The 17080-nt window shown below is 74.2% G+C and carries 16 protein-coding genes; 6 read left to right on the plus strand and 10 right to left on the minus strand.

What is annotated here, in order from left to right:
- The first annotated feature begins 57 nt into the window (after window positions 1-57).
- Complete coding sequence (locus EV384_RS00395) at window positions 58-1104, plus strand: glucose 1-dehydrogenase (protein WP_130329009.1); 1047 nt, start codon at window positions 58-60, stop codon at window positions 1102-1104.
- A gap of 20 nt (window positions 1105-1124) precedes the next feature.
- On the opposite strand, the gene EV384_RS00400 is transcribed toward EV384_RS00395, so the two are convergent.
- Together EV384_RS00400 and EV384_RS00405 are read right to left on the minus strand one after the other, a co-directional pair.
- Window positions 1125-2441 carry a DUF2252 domain-containing protein gene (locus tag EV384_RS00400; RefSeq protein ID WP_130329011.1) on the minus strand — a complete coding sequence of 439 codons (1317 nt, stop codon included), beginning with the start codon at window positions 2439-2441 and terminating at the stop codon, window positions 1125-1127.
- Window positions 2442-2477: 36 nt separating this feature from the next.
- Window positions 2478-3053, minus strand: a complete 576-nt coding sequence (locus EV384_RS00405) for an NADH-quinone oxidoreductase subunit B (RefSeq protein WP_130329013.1) — start codon at window positions 3051-3053, stop codon at window positions 2478-2480.
- Window positions 3054-3183: 130 nt separating this feature from the next.
- On the opposite strand from EV384_RS00405, the gene EV384_RS00410 reads away from it, so the two are divergent.
- From EV384_RS00410 to EV384_RS00420, 3 genes are all read left to right on the plus strand, one after another.
- Window positions 3184-3753 carry an RNA polymerase sigma factor gene (locus tag EV384_RS00410; protein WP_130340105.1) on the plus strand — a complete coding sequence of 190 codons (570 nt, stop codon included), beginning with the start codon at window positions 3184-3186 and terminating at the stop codon, window positions 3751-3753.
- Entirely contained in the window at window positions 3746-4951 is a 1206-nt protein-coding gene (locus EV384_RS00415; protein ID WP_130329015.1) for a hypothetical protein, read from the plus strand. Before EV384_RS00410 ends, EV384_RS00415 begins: the two co-directional genes overlap by 8 nt.
- Before the next feature lie 200 nt (window positions 4952-5151).
- Window positions 5152-6075, plus strand: a complete 924-nt coding sequence (locus EV384_RS00420) for a hypothetical protein (protein WP_130329017.1) — start codon at window positions 5152-5154, stop codon at window positions 6073-6075.
- 49 nt (window positions 6076-6124) lie between these two features.
- On the opposite strand, the gene EV384_RS00425 is transcribed toward EV384_RS00420, so the two are convergent.
- Genes EV384_RS00425 through EV384_RS00435 form a run of 3 tightly spaced genes read right to left on the minus strand, consistent with a single transcriptional unit; the run spans window position 6125 to window position 9519 of the window.
- Complete coding sequence (locus tag EV384_RS00425) at window positions 6125-7648, minus strand: pyridoxal phosphate-dependent decarboxylase family protein (RefSeq protein ID WP_130329019.1); 1524 nt, start codon at window positions 7646-7648, stop codon at window positions 6125-6127.
- A 27-nt stretch (window positions 7649-7675) separates the two neighbouring features.
- Window positions 7676-9172: an MFS transporter gene (locus EV384_RS00430; RefSeq protein WP_130329021.1), complete on the minus strand. Its 1497-nt coding sequence runs from the start codon at window positions 9170-9172 to the stop codon at window positions 7676-7678.
- 32 nt (window positions 9173-9204) lie between these two features.
- The gene (locus tag EV384_RS00435) at window positions 9205-9519 is read right to left on the minus strand and encodes an MGMT family protein (RefSeq protein WP_130329023.1); all 315 of its coding nucleotides are present in this window, start codon (window positions 9517-9519) and stop codon (window positions 9205-9207) included.
- Window positions 9520-9580: 61 nt separating this feature from the next.
- Here EV384_RS00435 and proB point away from each other — a divergent pair, with 61 nt between their 5' ends.
- Together proB and EV384_RS00445 are read left to right on the plus strand one after the other, a co-directional pair.
- Window positions 9581-10690, plus strand: coding sequence for a glutamate 5-kinase (gene proB / locus EV384_RS00440; protein WP_207232200.1), 1110 nt, complete (start codon window positions 9581-9583; stop codon window positions 10688-10690).
- A gap of 10 nt (window positions 10691-10700) precedes the next feature.
- A complete protein-coding gene (locus tag EV384_RS00445) occupies window positions 10701-11942 on the plus strand; it encodes a glutamate-5-semialdehyde dehydrogenase (protein WP_130329027.1) in 1242 nt (413 codons plus the stop codon).
- 13 nt (window positions 11943-11955) lie between these two features.
- Here the strand turns inward: EV384_RS00445 and EV384_RS00450 are convergent, their stop codons facing one another.
- From EV384_RS00450 to EV384_RS00470, 5 genes are all read right to left on the minus strand, one after another.
- Window positions 11956-12933, minus strand: a complete 978-nt coding sequence (locus EV384_RS00450; RefSeq protein ID WP_423202938.1) for a squalene--hopene cyclase — start codon at window positions 12931-12933, stop codon at window positions 11956-11958.
- Entirely contained in the window at window positions 12930-14150 is a 1221-nt protein-coding gene (gene moeZ, locus EV384_RS00455; protein WP_207232201.1) for an adenylyltransferase/sulfurtransferase MoeZ, read from the minus strand. The genes EV384_RS00450 and moeZ overlap by 4 nt, the downstream gene beginning before the upstream one ends.
- 70 nt (window positions 14151-14220) lie before the next feature.
- The gene (locus EV384_RS00460) at window positions 14221-14964 is read right to left on the minus strand and encodes a DUF3152 domain-containing protein (protein WP_242623886.1); all 744 of its coding nucleotides are present in this window, start codon (window positions 14962-14964) and stop codon (window positions 14221-14223) included.
- A gap of 226 nt (window positions 14965-15190) precedes the next feature.
- Entirely contained in the window at window positions 15191-16099 is a 909-nt protein-coding gene (locus EV384_RS00465) for a DUF3152 domain-containing protein (protein ID WP_130329035.1), read from the minus strand.
- A gap of 5 nt (window positions 16100-16104) precedes the next feature.
- Window positions 16105-17079, minus strand: a complete 975-nt coding sequence (locus tag EV384_RS00470; protein WP_130329037.1) for an alpha/beta fold hydrolase — start codon at window positions 17077-17079, stop codon at window positions 16105-16107.
- Between the last annotated feature and the right edge of the window lies 1 nt (window position 17080).

A 17080-nucleotide genomic window follows, 5' to 3' on the forward strand; every position in this document is an offset into this window, starting at 1 on the left:
CCCGGGCAACTGGCCGCTTTGCCCGCGGGCGGGCTCCGGGCGGGGAAAGATGAACCCGTGCGCGCTGTGACTGTGTCTCCCAAGGTCCCCAACTCGCTGCAGCTGACCGAGGACTGGCCCGAGCCGGCTCCCGAGGAGGGCGCGATCCTGGTCGAGGCGCTGGCGGTGGGCGTCTGCGGCACCGACCTCGAGATCATCGCCGGGGCCTACGGGAAGGCGCCGCCCGGCCAGGAACGGCTCGTGCTGGGCCACGAGGCGCTGGGCCGGGTGCTGGAGGACCCCACCGGCACCCTGCAGGCCGGCGACCTGGTGGCCGGCATCGTCCGGCACCCCGACCCGGTGCCCTGCCCCAACTGCGCGGTGGACGAGTGGGACATGTGCCGCAACGGGCAGTACACCGAGCACGGCATCAAGGCGCTGCCCGGGTTCGCCCGGGACCGGTGGCGGGTGCAGCCCAAGTTCGCCGTCGGCCTGGACCCGGTCCTCGCCCCGGTCGGGATGCTGCTGGAACCGACGAGCGTGGTGGCGAAGGCCTGGGACCACATCGAGCGGATCGGTCGCCGCGCCGAGTGGAAGCCGCAGACCGTGCTGGTCACCGGGGCCGGGCCGATCGGTCTGCTGGCCGCGCTGCTCGCCACCCAGCGCGGCCTGTCGGTGCACGTGCTGGACCGGGCCACCGAGGGGCCGAAACCGGAGCTGGTCCGGTCCCTCGGCGCGACTTACCACGCCACGCCGGTGGGTGAGCTGGAGTTCGAGCCGGACGTGGTGGTGGAGTGCACCGGCGCGCCGGTCGTGGTGCTCGACGCGATGTGCAAGGCCGCGCCGACCGGCATCGTCTGCCTGACCGGCGTGTCCAGCGGCGGCCGGACCATCGACTTCGACGCGGGCGCGCTCAACCGGGCCCTGGTGCTGGAGAACAACGTGGTCTTCGGCTCGGTCAACGCCAACCGGCGGCACTGGGACCTGGCCGCCGAGGCGCTCGCCCGGGCCGACCAGGCCTGGCTGAGCTCGCTGATCAGCCGTCGGGTGCCGGTGGGGGCGTACGCCGAGGCATACACCCCCGGACCGGACGACATCAAGGTGGTGCTCGACTTCACCGCCTGAGCGGTCGGACGGGGCGCGGCTCAGATGCCGGGCAGCCTGCCGTTGCGGAACAGGTCCACGAAGAGCTGGTGGTCGTGGCGGGCCTCGACGCCGTACGCGTGCGCGAAGTCGACCAGGTGCCGGACGAAGCCCTCCGGGTCGGCGTCGACGGCGGCGACGATCGCCTCCTCGGTCGAGTAGTCGACCAGGTCGTGGCTGGACTCGTCGTCGGCTACCGAGTGCATCCGGGCCACCGCCCGCCCCAGGTCGGTGAGCACCCCGGCCAGCTCCTCCGGCTCGTTGACGTCGGCCCAGTCCAGGTCCGCCGCGTACGGCGACACCTCGGCGACGAGCTGGCCGGCCCCGTCCAGCTCGGTGAAGCCCACCCACGGGTCGGCGTACGCCTGGAGCGCCCGCTGCGACTCGGCGGTCCGGTGGCCCTGGTGCGTGAAGTAGCCGCGGACCCGCTCGTCGTCGATGTACCGGGCCACCGCTGGCACCTGGGCCCGCTTCATGTAGATGACCACGTCGTTCTCCAGCGCCTGGGTGTGCCCCTCCAGCAGCAGGTTGTACGACGGCAGGCCGGCCGAGCCGATCCCGACCCCCTTGCGCAGCACCACGTCCTTGATGTTCGCCGCGACGGGACGCAGCCGGATCGCGGACTCCGGCCGGGTGCCGAGGTAGTCGTGGAAGGCGGCGCGGACCTTCTCCCGGGTCTCCCCGTCGACCTCGAACACGCCGTCGCCGAGGGAGAACCGGCGGTCGTAGTTGTCGATGGTGGTCTGCGTCGCGAGCAGCTCGACCCGGGTGTTGAGCCGGGCCTGCTGGAGCACCCGGCGCAGCACGCCGTCGGCGTTGTCCAGGGTGATCGAGCCGATCGCGTCGTCCCCGCCGGCCGCGATGGCCCGCAGCTCGGTGAGGTAGGAGCGGGCGAAGCCGCCGACCAGTTCCCCGATCACCCGGTCGGAGAGCGCCTTGGCGTAGCCGAGCAGCGCCACGCTGGCCGCGAAGCGCCTGAGGTCCCAGGTGAACGGCCCGACGTACGCCTCGTCGAAGTCGTTGACGTTGAACACCAGCTGCCCGGAGGCGTTCATGTACGTGCCGAAGTTCTCCGCGTGCAGGTCGCCGTGGATCCAGACCCGGCTGGTCCGCTCGTCGAGGAACCGGTCGTCGGCGAAGTCGCCGCGCTGGTCGGCGTAGAACAGCGAGGCGCTGCCCCGGTAGAAGGCGAACGGGGAGGCCGCCATCTTGCGGAACTTGCGGCGGAACGCCGCCGGGTCGAGCGCCATCGACGCGCCGAACTCCTCGGTCAGCACGTCGACGATGAAGGCGGAGCGCTTCTCCGCGGACTGGGTCATGGTCCGCAGGCTAATCCCCGGCGGCCACCGCCGGCCTCAGCCGGCCGGAGGACGCACCGGTGGCGCGGTGAGGGATGCCACCGGGCGCGGCGCGGTCTCCGCGGGGTTGGCGTCGACCGGCGGGGCGAGCCGGTCCGGGCGGCTGACGCCGCCGATGCCGGACTGCTCGGCGGCGATCTTCTCCTGAAGGCGGAGGATGCCGTGCAGCAGCGCCTCCGGCCGGGGCGGGCAGCCGGGCACGTAGACGTCGACGGGGATGAGCTGGTCGACACCCTTGGTCACCGAGTACGAGTCCCAGTACGGGCCGCCGCAGTTGGAGCAGGCGCCGAACGAGATGACGTACTTCGGCTCGGGCATCTGGTCGTAGAGCCGCTTGATCGCCGGGGCCATCTTGTCGGTGACCGTGCCGGAGACCACCATCAGGTCGGCCTGCCGGGGCCCGTGGGCGAACGGGATCACCCCGAGCCGGATGAAGTCGTGCCGGCCCATGCTGGTGGCGATGAACTCGATGGCGCAGCAGGCCAGCCCGAAGTTGAACACCCAGAGCGAGTAACGCCGTCCCCAGTTCAGCACGAACCGGATCGGCTCGCCGAGCACCGCCGGTAGCTGCACCTCGGGCCTCCCTCGCGTGTCCCCGATCTGACAGTCAACCACAGCGCTCCGGCGACAACCGGTGCAACCGTCTGGAGCATCGACACGTGTGACGAGCGTCGACCGCGCCGGCGGCGACGGGGAGGACCAGATGATGGCAACGGGGGAACCGAGGCTGGACGAGCCTCCACCCGAGGGGGCCGCCGGCCGGCGGGAGGGCCGGGAGCGGACCGACGGGGTCGGCTTCGACGAGCTGTACCACGCGCACTTCCGGTCGTTGACGCTCCAGCTCACCGCCTACTGCGGTGACCTGTCGCAGGCGCAGGACCTGGTGCAGGAGGCGTTCTGCCGGGCCTTCGCCCGCTGGTCCCGGGTGTCCCGGTACGACGATCCGGTCGCCTGGGTCCGCCGGGTGGCCTGGAATCTCGCCACCAGTCGGTGGCGTCGCCTCCGCACGGCCCAGAGCTTCCTCCGCCGGCAGCGCGAGGAGCACGCCCCCGGCCCGAGTCCCGACCGGGTGGCGCTGATCGCGGCGCTGGCGCTGTTGCCGCCGAATCATCGCCGGGCGGTGGTCCTGCACTACCTGTCCGACCTTTCCATCGCCGAGATAGCGCAGCAGGAGCAGGTGCCCGAGGGCACGGTGAAGTCCTGGCTGCATCGGGGTCGTGCGGCACTGGCGACCCAGTTGAGCGTGACCATCGAGGTGAACAACCATGAGTGAGCCCGAGGACGTCCTGCTGGACGGCGCTTTCGCGGCGTACCGGCAGACCCTGCTCGCGGCGGTCGACCCGGCCGGCCCGAACGCGGCCCGGGGGACGGTGCGACGCCGACGGCGGCGGGCGGCGGGTCTGGTCGCCGCCGCCACCGTGCTCGCCGTCGCCGCTCCGGTGGCGGGTTGGGCGGCGCTCGGCCGCGGGTCCCGGCCGCCGGCGCCGCCCGCGCAGACCGGCTCGCCCACCCCGTCGCCCAGCCCGACGCCGACGCCGACGTTCTCTCCCGCCCCGTCGGCGGCGCCGAGCGGTACGCCGGCCGCACCGAACGGCCGGATCAGCCGGACCGAACTGCTCGGCACCCCGGTCGACCTGCCAGCCTGGCCGCCGGTGGCACCGGCGACGTGCCGCACCGAGCCGGTCCGGCTCCTGCCCGCCTCCACCCGGGAGTCCCGCCCCGCCTTGTTGGACCTCAGGTACGGGGACGTGGACCGCGACGGCGCGGCGGAGACCGTCGCACTGATCGGGTGCCTGTTCGGCGATGTCGTGGCGAAGCAGTTGGTGGTCTTCGACCGGGACAGCGCCGGGCAGATCAGCACGCTCGGTGGCGTCATCCGGACCCATGACGGGTTCGACGACATCACGGAGACGGCCGTCCGGACCGACGGGACGGTGCGGGTGCGGGTGGCCGACGTCCAGGCCTGTTGCGGCGATCCGGTGCGGCGCCAGTGGCGCGGCTACCGGTGGGACCGTGGACGCTTCGTCCAGGTCGAGGGTCCGACGGTCATGCCGCCGCCGCCGACGACGTCGCCGCCGGGACCGCGCGTCACGCTCACGGCCGAGACGCTGCTCTACGGCGCCCGGCAGGCCGACGGCTGGCGGGTCGCGAGCATGGCCGTCGAGATCGGCGCCACCGGTGCGGCGGTCGAGTATCCGCTGGTGAGCTTTCCCCGGAACGACCGCGACGAGGCGTACACGGAGCTGTGGGAGTACTGCGTCGCGGTGATCGAGGGGTCGACGACGACAACCTGCGTCACGGAGCCGCTGGCGGCCGGCGAACGACGATGGACGCTCTTCCCCTTCCGCAGCAAGGCGGACGGCCCGAACGGCGAGGGAACGATCCGGCTCGACGTCGGCGCCGACCGCAACGGCACCGTCGTTCCCGGCACCGGTCGGTCGGCGACCTTCGAGGTGCGGTTCGAGAACTGAACGCGAACGCGCGACGGCCCGACCGGAACTCCTTTCGGCCGGGCCGTCGCGGGTGTCCGGACGACCGGGCCAGCGCCTCGGGACGCACAGCAGCTGTCCGATTGGGGACAACGGCCGGGCGCAACCGGGGCCCGGTATCGGCCGTGGTACCGGCGAGCGTCCCACCCAGGGGACGACACGGGGAACTCGGAGGCATCTCCATGACCATCTTCATCCGTACCGTCGCCGGCGGGCTCGGCGCGGCCGTCGTCCTGGTGGCGTCGGCGGGCCCGGCGGTCGCGTCCACCGTCTCCGCCACGACCGGCGGCGCGACGCCCGTCGTCGGCCAGCTGGTGCTCGAGCCGACCGCGCGCGGCTACCAGGGCACCCTGCCGATCACCGTCACCAACCACAGCGACCAGCCCGTCTCGCACCTCCTGATCACCGAGCCGGTCGCCGGCTCCTGGCGGGGCACCCTCTCGAACGAGTTCTGCATGGTGGTCGTGCCCAAGCAGTACGTCAGGACCTTCGACTGCATGGTGAGCCTCGGCGCCGGGCAGAGCCGCACCTACACCGCCCGCTTCGAGGTGCTGACCCACACCCGCCCGTACGCCATGTCCGCCCGCGGGGGTCAGGTCGCGGTCCAGGTCGGCCACGACGCTCCGGTGACGACCAGCGCAACGTTCCGCACGCTGTTCCGCTCCACCGACGGCAGCCGGCAGGGCCGCCGGCCGTACCGGCAGGACCGGACGACGGAGGCCGCCATCGCCACCGGGGAGGCCCGGCTCGTCCAGCAGGCGGACGGCACCTTCGCCGGCTGGCTGCCGGTGACCGCCCGGTACGACAGCGATGCTGCCAACCACTTCCTGGACGTGGCGGCGACGCTGCCGACCGGCGTGGACATCGTCGACATGGACCCGCCGGACATGCCGGTGTTCTCGACCGGTTTCCTCGTGCCGGGTGGCGCGTTCACGGAGGGCGAGGAGCGGATTTTCCGGGTCCTGTTGACCGCCCCCGCGGGAACCGCTCCGGGCCTGCTGGGCACCGGCACCTTCGCCGTGAGCACCTACTACGAGGGCGGGGCGGCACCGGAGGGTGATCCGTCCGACAACACCGTCACCTTCCCGATCAGGGTCGGCGCCTGACCGCCGTGGTCACGGCCCGGTCGGGACCCTTCCGGCCGGGCCGTGCCCGTCAGTAGGTCGGGTTCTGAAGCAGGCCGACGAACTCCACCAGCAGCCGTTCCCGCAGCCGCACCGGGACGGCGTCGAGCAGCGTGTTCACCACCGCCATCCGGTCCGGCACCGGCGCGCCGGCCCGCGCCGATCCCGGCGCGGGGTTCCCCCCACCCGCCGGGGCGGCGCCGAGGCCGAGGCCCGCGGCCAGCCCGGCGATCAGCTCCGGGGTGAGCGCCTCCGGGGTCAGGCTGCGGACGAGTGCCAGCAGCTCCGGCGGGAGCACGACCGGTCCGGCCGCCCGGGCCGCGGCGACCGCGTCGGCCAGGTCCGGGCCGAACTCGGCCACCCGGGGGGCCACCGCCGCGGTCACCGTGAGGTGCACACTGGCCGGCAGGTCGGCGTACGCGAGCTGCGGCTGGGTGTGCCAGCCCCGGGCGGTCAGCTCGTCGACCAGCACGAAGAGGTCGAGACCCGGGTCGGTGCTGGTGAAGCAGACCACGCTCGACTCCGGCTCGGCCATCAGCCGCAGGCCGTCGACCCCGCGCACCGCGTCGGCCAGCCCGGCCACCGCGTCCCGGGTGAGTGCCGCCAGCCGCAGGTAGCCGTCCTCGCCGAGGTGCCGCAGCGTGGCGTACGCGGCGGCGATCGGGCCACCCGAGCGGGTGGAGGCGATCACCGGGTTGACCATCGTGTACCCGGGCCAGTCGGCGTACGCGAAGTACTGCGGCGCGCGCAGTCCGGGATCGCGGTGCAGCAGCACCGACACCCCCTTCGGGGCGTACGCGTACTTGTGCAGGTCGACGGAGATCGAGGTGACCCCGTCGACGGCGAAGTCGAACGGCGGCACCGGCGCGCCGAGGCGCCGCAGCCAGGGCAGGGTCCAGCCGCCGAAGCAGGCGTCCACGTGGCAGCGCACCCCGGCCGCCGCGGCGACCGCCGCGATCTCCGCGACCGGGTCGACCACGCCGTGCGCGTACGAGGGGGCGGAGCAGGCCACCAGCACGGTCTCCGGCCGGATCGCGGCGGCCACGTCCCGAACGGTGGGGCGGAGGGTGACCGGGTCGACCTCAACGGGATCGAGGGCCACCCGCAGGTAGTGGGCCGCCTTCGCGAACGCGGCGTGCCCGCTGACCGGCACCACGATCCGGGGCTCGGTGACCTCCGGCCGGGCGTCCCGGGCCGCCTTAACGGCCAGGATCAGCGACTCGGTGCCGCCGCCCGTGACGCTGCCGACCACGTCCGGCGCGCTCGTGCCGGGCCCGCCGCCGAGCAGCCGGGCCGCCGCCCCGACCAGGGCGTTCTCCATCGCCAGCAGCGACGGAAACGCGGTCGGGTCGAGCCCGTTCACGTGCGCGCTCTCCGCGTACGCGGCGTGCGCCAGCTCGTCCAGCCCGGCCACTCCCGGGTCGTACACGTACGCGAACAGCCGCCCCCCGTGCGTGGGCCGGTCCAGCCCCCGCAACTCCCGGATCTCGTCGAGCACCCGCTCCGCGGGCACCCCCTCGACGGGCAACGCGCCCGCCCTCTCCTCGTCGATCATCGACTTGTCGCGCCCTTCTCGTGGCGGTCAGCGGTTCTCCTCCCCCACCACGACCCGATGATCGGCGGAGGCGGTGGGGGTGGCGGCGGCGAGGCGGGAGGGGGTGAGGTCGTAGGGGCGGAGGAGCAGCACGGCGGCGCCGACCAGGAGGGCGGGGAGGACGGTGAAGCCGAGGAGGACGCCGAGGCGGGCGGTGGCGGACTGGGTGGCGGCGACACCGGTCGAGGACGAGACGTAGCCGGAGAGCTGGAGGACCAGGCCGTAGAGGCCGGGGCCGAGGGCGAGGCCGAAGGTCTCCCCGGCGGTCCACACGCCGGTGAAGACGCCGGCCTGGCGCCGGCCGGTGCGCGCGGTGTCGTAGGCGATGCAGTCCGGGAGCATCGCCAGCGCGAAGACCTGCTGGCCGGCGTAGCCGACGCCGATCACCGCGACCAGCAGGTAGACCCCGACGGCCGGCAGCACCGGCGCGGCGACCAGGGCGAGCGCGCCGGCCGCGAAGATCAGCGACGCGGCGACCAGCGCGGCGAGCTTCCCCAGCCGGGCGCCGACCCGGGTCCAGAGCGGCATGACCAGCAGCGCCGGCCCGACGAAGCAGGCGAAGAGCAGGGTCGGCCCGGTCTCCGGGTCGCGCAGCACCTGGTCGGCGAAGTAGCTCACCCCGGCCAGCACGGTCGCCACCCCGGCGGACTGCACCACGAAGCAGGCCAGCAGGGCCCGGAACGGCCGGTTGCGGGCGGCGACCGCGAGCTGGACGCGCAGGCTCGGCTCGCTCTCCCCCACCGTGCCGGTCGGCGCGGCGCGGGTGCCGAGGAACGCGCCGACCGCGCCGACCACGATCAGCGCGGCCACGAAGAGCCCCATCCAGCGGTGCCCCGCCACGCCCTCGCCGCCGGCGGTCACCACCGCCGGGGCCACCGCCCCGGAGACCAGGATGGCCAGCGCCAGCACCGCGATCCGCCAGCTCATCAGCCGGGTACGTTCCGCGTAGTCGCCGGTCAGCTCGGCCGGCATCGCCACGTACGGCACCTGGAAGAAGGCGAACGCGGTCGCGGTGGCCAGGAACGCCACCGCCACGTACGCCCCGGCGGCCGGCCCGGTGCCGAACGGCGCGGCGAAGATCCCGGCGAAGAGCACGGCCAGCGCCAGCCCACCCAGCAGCAGGTACGGCCGGCGGGCGCCCCAGCGGGACCGGGTCCGGTCCGAGATCCGCCCGGCGACCGGGTTGACCAGCACGTCCCACGCCTTGGGCAGGAGCACCAGCAGGGCGGCCATGCCCGCGGCGACGCCCAGCGTGTCGGTCAGGTACGGCAGGAGCAGCAGCCCGGGCACGGTGCCGAAGGCGCCGGTGACCAGCGAGCCCAGCGCGTAGCCGACGTGCACCCGGCGGGACAACCCGGCAGGCGGCGGCATCTCGGTGCCGACCGGATCGGCGCCAGCGCGCGGCGCGGGGACGACCGGCACGTCGGCCGGGGACGGACCAGGCTGTCGATCCGACGAAGCGGGGCTTCCCGGCGGCCTGTTCATGGGGCCGAATGTTACTCACGTTATGGCCCGGGTCACATCCCCTCCTCCGGCGACCAGGCCGCCGCCGCCATGTCCACCCCGGACGGACGCAACGGGCAGCCCTCGGCCCGCAGCCGGTCCCGCGCCTCGACCTCGTGCCCCGGCGGCAGCCGCCCGGCGGAGTTCACCACCCGGTGCCAGGGCACCCCGCCCCCGTGCCGGGCCATGATCGAGCCGACCAGCCGGGCGGACGCCCGCCCGGAGCGCTCGGCGAGCGCGTCGGCGACCGCCCCGTACGACATCACCCGGCCCGGCGGGATCCGCTCGACCAGGTCGAGCACCGCCTCGACGTACTCGTCAGGTGTCACGAGCTGCCACGATATGGGAACGGCGGCGGGCGCGGCGGACCCGACCGCGCAGAATGGTCGGGTGCGCGAAGCAGTCACGGCGGCCCGGCGGATCGTCGTCAAGATCGGCTCGTCCTCGCTGACCACCGCGGCGGGCGGGCTGGACGACGCCCGGGTCGCCGCGCTGGTCGACACCCTCGGCGCGCTCGCCGCCGACGGCCGCGAGGTGGTGCTGGTCTCCTCCGGCGCGATCGCCGCCGGCCTCGCCCCGCTCGGGCTGGCCCGGCGCCCGCGCGACCTGGCCACCCAGCAGGCCGCCGCCAGCGTCGGCCAGGGCCTGCTGATCGGCCGGTACGCGGCCAGCTTCGCCCGGCACGGGCTGACCGTCGGGCAGGTGCTGCTCACCGTCGACGACGTGACCCGGCGGGTGCACTACCGCAACGCGTACCGCACCCTGCGCAAGCTGCTCGACCTGCGGGCGGTGCCGATCGTCAACGAGAACGACACGGTGGCCACCGAGGAGATCCGGTTCGGCGACAACGACCGGCTGGCCGCGCTGGTGGCCGCGCTGGTCCACGCCGACCTGCTGGTGCTCCTCTCGGACGTCGACGCGCTCTGGACCGGCGACCCGACCCGGCCGGAGAGCAGCCGGATCGCCGAGGTCCGCGACGACCGGGACCTGGCCGGCATCGACATCGGCGGCGCCGGCCGCGCCGGGGTGGGCACCGGCGGCATGGTGACCAAGGTGGAGGCGGCCCGGATCGCCACCGGCTTCGGCATCCCGGTGGTGCTCACCGCCGCCCCGCTCGCCGCCCCGGCGCTGGCCGGCGAGCCGGTCGGCACGCTCTTCCACCCCGAGCGGCGGCGCCCCGCCGCCCGGCTCTTCTGGCTCGCCCACGCCACCACCCCGCGCGGCCGGCTGCACCTCGACCCGGGGGCGGTGCAGGCCGTGGTGGGCCGGCGCAAGTCGCTGCTCCCGGCCGGGATCACCGCCGTGGACGGCGCGTTCACCGCCGGCGACCCGGTCGACCTGGTCGACGCCGAGGGCGCTCCGGTGGCCCGCGGGCTGGTCAACTACGACGCGGTGGAGCTGCCCGGGCTGCTCGGCCGCTCCACCGGAGAACTCGCCGCGGCGCTCGGCCCGGCGTACGAACGGGAGGTCGTCCACCGCGACGACCTCGTACTGCTGTGAGGAGTGCAGGATGAGCGTCGTCGAGCAGGCCCGGCGGGCCCGGGACGCGGCGGAGGCGCTGGCCGTCGCCACCCGTACGGTCAAGGACGCCGCGCTGGTCGCGATGGCCGACGCGCTGGTGGCGCGTACCCCGGAGATCCTGGCCGCGAACGCGACGGACCTGGCGGCCGGGCGGGAGGCCGGGCTGACCGCGGCCGTGCTGGACCGGCTCGCGCTCGACGCCGGCCGGGTGGCCGGCATCGCCGACGCGCTGCGCCAGATGGCCGCGCTGCCCGACCCGGTCGGTGAGGTGGTCCGCGGCTCGACCCTGCCCAACGGCCTGGAGCTGCGGCAGGTCCGGGTGCCGTTCGGGGTGGTCGGCATCATCTACGAGGCCCGCCCCAACGTCACCGTGGACGCGGCCGGGATCTGCCTGAAGTCCGGCAACGCGGCGCTGCTGCGCGGCTCCTCCTCGGCCGCGCACTCCAACGCGGCGCTGGTCGCGGTGCTCCGCGACGCGGTCGCCGGGGCCGGGCTGCCGGCGGACGCGGTGCAACTGCTCGACGCCAGCTCGCGCGACTCGGTCAAGGAGCTGATGCGCGCCCGTGGCCTGGTCGACGTGCTGATCCCGCGCGGCGGCGCGTCGCTGATCCGCACCGTGGTCGAGGAGTCGACGGTGCCGGTGATCGAGACCGGGGTGGGCAACTGCCACGTCTACGTGGACGCCGCCGCCGACCTCACCAAGGCGGTCGCGGTCACCCTGAACGCCAAGACCCAGCGCCTCTCCACCTGCAACACCGCCGAGTCGCTGCTGGTGCACGCGGACGTCGCCGACGCGTTCCTGCCGCCGATGCTGGCCGCCTTCGCCGACGCCGGGGTGACCGTGCACGGCGACGCCCGGGTGGCCGCGTACTCGGCCGCGGTGGTCCCGGCCACCGAAGAGGACTTCGGCACCGAATACCTCTCCGCCGACATCTCGGTCGCCGTGGTCGACTCGCTGGACGCGGCGGTCGCGCACATCCGCCGCTACGGCACCGGCCACACCGAGGCGATCGTCACCGACTCGCAGCCCGCCGCCCGGGAGTTCGTGGCCCGGGTCGACGCGGCGGCGGTGATGGTCAACGCCTCCACCCGGTTCACCGACGGCGGCGAGTTCGGCTTCGGCGCGGAGATCGGCATCTCCACCCAGAAGCTGCACGCCCGTGGCCCGATGGGGCTGCCCGAGCTGACCAGCACCAAGTACGTGGTCACCGGGGACGGGCACCTGCGCTGACGCCGGCCGCCGCTCAGCCGGCCGGGGTGGCCGACCCGACCGCCGGGCGGCAGGCGCGGATCGCCCGCAGGGTGGTGTGCACGTCGAACTGGTGGCCGTCGTCGCTGTCCCAGCCACCGTCGCTGCGCTGCGTCTCGGCGAGCCGCTTGCGCGCCGAGACCAGCAGCCACTGCTCCTCGCCCACCTCGACCCGGCGCAGCGTCGCGGCCAGCCACGCCACGTCGGCCGGGGACAGCTCCGGGATCCGTTCGGCCAGCACCGCCTGGATCCGCGCCGACTCGTAGTACATCTGCTGCCGGTGCAGCACCGCCGCGCTCAACCAGCCGGCGGGCAGGAACGACGGCCAACTCCCGTCCGGGGCGAGCTGCGCGGCGAGCGCCTGCGCCGCGGCCTGCACCACCCCGGCGTACGCCCCGCCGACGCGGTGGTCCAGCGGGCCGGCGGCGCGCGCGTCCAGCCCGGCGACGGTCAGCCAGAACCCGGCGTTGGCGGTGAGGTAGAGCTGGGCCTCCGGGTCGCCGGGACGGGCCCACTCGGGGGCGAACGCGGCCAGCGCCGGGTCCTCGTCCCAGCCGCCGTCGGGGAGCTGCCGGACGGCCAGCCAGTCCAGGGCGTGCCGGGCCGCCGGACGACCGAGCGCGCCGAGGTCGTCCAGCTCGCCGAGGCGGAAGCAGGTCGCGTCGACGGAGGCGACGTCGCTGCCCAGGGTGGCCGGCCAGCCGCCACCCGGCGTCTGCCCGGCCTCGGCCGCGTCGAGCAGCTCGACCGGCACCGGCGCCCCGGTGCGCAGCCGGGAGAGGCGAGCGCGGTCCACCGCGTCACCATGAGCCACGACGAAGCCGATCGCGGCGTCCAAGTCGACCACGGCGGCAACGCTACCGGCGCAAACGCGGTTACGCCTCGGTAGCTCGGCCGACGTGACCCGGCCCACCGGCGGGAACGCGAAGGGGCCCTCCCGGCGACGGAAGGGCCCCTTCGAGAGACGACTCAGTACGCGGGCAGCGACGGGTCGATCTGCTTGATCCAGGAGAGCACGCCGCCCTGGACGTGCACGGCGTCGCGGAAGCCGGCCGCCTTCAGCGCGGCGAGCGCCTCGGCGGAGCGGACGCCGGACTTGCAGTGCAGCACGATCTGCTTGTCCTGCGGGAGCTTCACCAGGGCCTCGCCGGAGAGGATGTCGCCCTTGGGGATCAGCGTCGAGCCGGGGATCCGGACGATCTCGTACTCGGCGGGCTCGCGGACGTCGATCAGGAAGATGTCCTTGCCGGCGTCCTGCCACTCCTTCAGCTCCAGCGCGGTGATGGTCGCGTCGACCACCGCCTCCTGCGCCTGCTCGGAGACCGCGCCGCAGAAGTCCTCGTAGTCCTCCAGCAGGTCGGTGACCGTCGGGTTCTCGCCGCAGAGCACGCAGTTCGGGTCCTTGCGGACCTTGATCTTGCGGTACTCCATCTCCAGGGCGTCGTAGACCATCAGCCGGCCCACCAGCGGCTCACCGATGCCGGCGAGCAGCTTGATCGCCTCGTTGACCTGGATCGAGCCGATCGAGGCGCAGAGCACGCCGAGGACGCCGCCCTCGGCGCAGGACGGGACCATGCCGGGCGGCGGGGGCTCCGGGTAGAGGCAGCGGTAGCAGGGGCCGTGCTCGGCCCAGAACACCGACGCCTGACCGTCGAAGCGGTAGATCGAACCCCAGACGTACGGCTTGCCGAGCAGCACCGCCGCGTCGTTGACCATGTAGCGGGTGGCGAAGTTGTCCGTGCCGTCGACGATCAGGTCGTACTGGGAGAAGATCTCCTTGACGTTCTCCCGGTCCAGCGCGGTGTTGTGGATCTCCACGTTGACCAGCGGGTTGATCTCCCGGATCGAGGCCGCGGCGGACTCGGCCTTGGACCGGCCGACGTCCGAGACGCCGTGGATGATCTGGCGCTGGAGGTTGGACTCGTCGACGGTGTCGAAGTCGATGATGCCGAGCGTGCCGACGCCCGCGGCGGCGAGGTACATCAGGGCCGGCGAGCCGAGACCGCCGGCGCCGACGCAGAGCACCCGGGCGTTCTTCAGCCGCTTCTGCCCCTCGACCCCGACGTCCGGGATGATCAGGTGGCGCGAGTAGCGGCGGATCTCGTCAACGGTCAGCTCGGCGGCGGGCTCGACGAGCGGGGGCAACGACACGGTGGACTCCCCGGGATCGGCGGTGGCGAACCGCGCCATTGTCGCTCGGCGGAGCACCGGTCGGCCATGAGGAGGGACACGTCGCCCGACATGCGGGAGCGGGAATAACTCAGATCCCGTCGACCGGCTCGCCCGAGTAGCGGGAGCCGTCGACGTACGGCCAGGCGTTCGCGACGCAGCCGTCCAGCCCGTACGTCTGCTGCTGCATCACCGGGGCCGGCGCCCCCGGCCCGGGGCAGGCCTGGTGCTCCTCGCCGAACTCGTGCCCGACCTCGTGGTTGATCACGTAGGTGCGGTAGACCTCCAGCGGCGCGCCGTAGTCGGGCACCGACTCCATCCAGCGGGCCAGGTTGATGATCACCCGGCCGGGGATCCGGCAGGAGGTGTACCGCTCGGTGGTCAGCCCGCCCTCGGCGCACATCCGCTCGGAGGTCGCCGGGGTGGCCAGGTAGATGGTGAAGTCGGCGGCGGCCTCCTCGGCCACCCGCTGCACCCGCAGCTCGTCCGAGCCGATCCAGCTGCGCCGGTCGCCGAGCACCTCGTCCACCGTGGCGGCGAAGACGTCCACGTCCTGCCCGGCGCCCTGCTCTACGGCGACCCGGTAGCGGCGCAGCGGGCCGTCGTACCCGCGGATCGGGGAGCGGCCGTCGGCGGCGGCGAAGCTGCCGGAGGCCCCGGTCGGGTACGGGCCGGGCTCCACCCGGGCGCCCGCGCCGAACCCGTTCGCCGGCCGTGGATTCCCGGCCGGCGGATCCGCCCGCCGGTGGACCAGCTCGGTCAGGCCGGCCACCGCGCCGGCCACCGCCAGCAGGGCGACCAGCAGCAGGACGGTACGACGACGGCGACGCCGCATCCGGCGCAGGCTCGGCCCGACCGGCCGCGGGAGACCGGTCGCCGCCGGGGGGCGGTCGAAGTCGAGCCGGGGCGGACGGCCGGGAGGGGCCGACACCCGGTCGGGCTCGGCAGGCGGGTCGTAAGGGGACGACGACGTCATGACCTCAGCCTGCCATGCAATTCGGGCATTCAGCCATGTTTACCGCTCTTGCCGCAAACGCCTCCCGTTGCCGTCCGCAGGACGATCACACCGGCGCCCCGGTGTACCGCCGCCCCTCCAGATACGGCCAGGGATTGGGCGTGCAGCCGTCCAGGAAGAGCGTCTGCTGCTGCATCACCGGCGCCGGCCGGCCCGCCCCCGGGCAACGCTCGTGGCGGTGCCCCAACTGGTGGCCGACCTCGTGGTTGATCACGTAGAGCCGGTAGCGGTCCAGCGGCAACCCGGCCTTCACCAGGTGCGGCACCGACAGCCGCCAGCGGTCCAGATTGATGATCACCTTGCCCGGAGTCCGGCACGAGGTGTACGGGCGCCCGCCGATCCGGATGTCGGTGCCCCCGGCCAGACACATCTGACCCGCCGTACGGGCCGTCGCGAGGTAGATCGTGAAGTCGTAGCCGGAACCGGCCGGCACCCGCTGCAACCGCAGCTGGCCACCGTCCACCCAGCTCCCCGGCCCGGCGAGCGCCGCCTGCACCGCGTCGCCGAAGGCGAGCACGTCCTCCCCGGAGCCGTTCTCCACCGCCACCCGGAAGCGCCGCAGGGTGCCCGACCGGCCCAGCACCCCGCCCTGGCGGTCGTCGTACCCGAAGCTGCCACGCCCCGCCGAGGGCACCGGGCCGGGCAGGCTCAGCACCGGCTCCGCGGGGGTCGTCGGGCTCGGCACGGGCCGGCCGGACGGCGACCCGGACGGCGACGGGGGCGGCGTGGGCACGGCCGACCGGGCGGCCGGTCGGGCGGCCCATTCGTCGTTCACCACCACCCCGGCACTGGCCGGCAGCCGCTGCACCGCGACACCGACGGCGACCCCGGCGGCGACCAGGAATGCGGCCACCACGATCGCCGGCCGCCAGCGGCGCGCGGCGGGTCGAGCGGTCGGACGGACGGCGGGAGCGGGCCGCGCGGCACCGTGGCGTGGCGGGGGGGAGCTGGGCATCCGGCTCAGCCTGCCATGTCGTGGCCCCGGGCGCTCTCCTCCGTTTCGCCGAGCAGCCCCAGCACCGCCCGCGCCACCGTGCGCGGCACCTCCAGCTGCGCCACGTGTCCGACCCCGTCGAGCATCAGCAGCCGGCTGTCCGGGATCACCCGGGCGGCCTGCGGCGCCACCCGGACGTCGACCAGCCGGTCGTGCCGCCCGCCGACGACCAGCGTGGGCGCCCGCACCGTGGCGGCCAGCCGCCAGAGCGAACCCGACCCGGGCAGGTACGACCGCAGGAAGCTGGAGACCAGACCGCGGAACGTCCGGACGTACGCGGCGGCGTAGTGCGCGGCCTCGTAGCGGATCCGGATCTCCTCGACCGCCTCCTGCCGGCGCTGCTCGCTGATCCGGGTCAGGTCGGCGACGCAGGCCTCCATCACCTGCTGGGCCGTCACCTCCGGAGCGAGCTGGGCCAGCCGCCAGGCGGCCAGCCGCTCGCCCCGGGGGATCGCCAGCAGCGGCAGCATCCGCCCCTGGAGGGACCGCCGGAAGTCCAGGAACGGCAGCGCCGGGGAGATCAGGGTCAACGTCCGCACCAGGTCCGGCCGCGACGCCGCGACCTGCACCGAGATCGCCCCGCCCAGCGAGTTGCCGAAGAGGTGCACCGGTCCCCGGTCGCTGTGCTCGATCCAGCGCACCACCCGCTCGGCGAAGGAGGGGATCGTGTAGCGCCGGCCCGGCTCGCTGCGCCCGAAGCCCGGCAGGTCGATGGCCTGGCCGTCGAGCCGGTCGGCGAGCAGACCGGCCAGGTCCGTCCAGTTCTGCGACGAGCCGCCGAGGCCGTGCACGTAGAGCGCCGGCTCCGCGCCGGGCGCGGTGGCCGGAGTGTCCCGTACGTAGGTGACCGTGCCATCGAGGCGTACCGCACGGCCGGGCCAGGGCGGCGGCACGTGGTGCGCCGGCAGGAGATGGTCCGGCCAGAGGGTGGCACGCTTCATG

This window comes from Micromonospora kangleipakensis (genome assembly GCF_004217615.1).
Classification (GTDB): domain Bacteria; phylum Actinomycetota; class Actinomycetes; order Mycobacteriales; family Micromonosporaceae; genus Micromonospora; species Micromonospora kangleipakensis.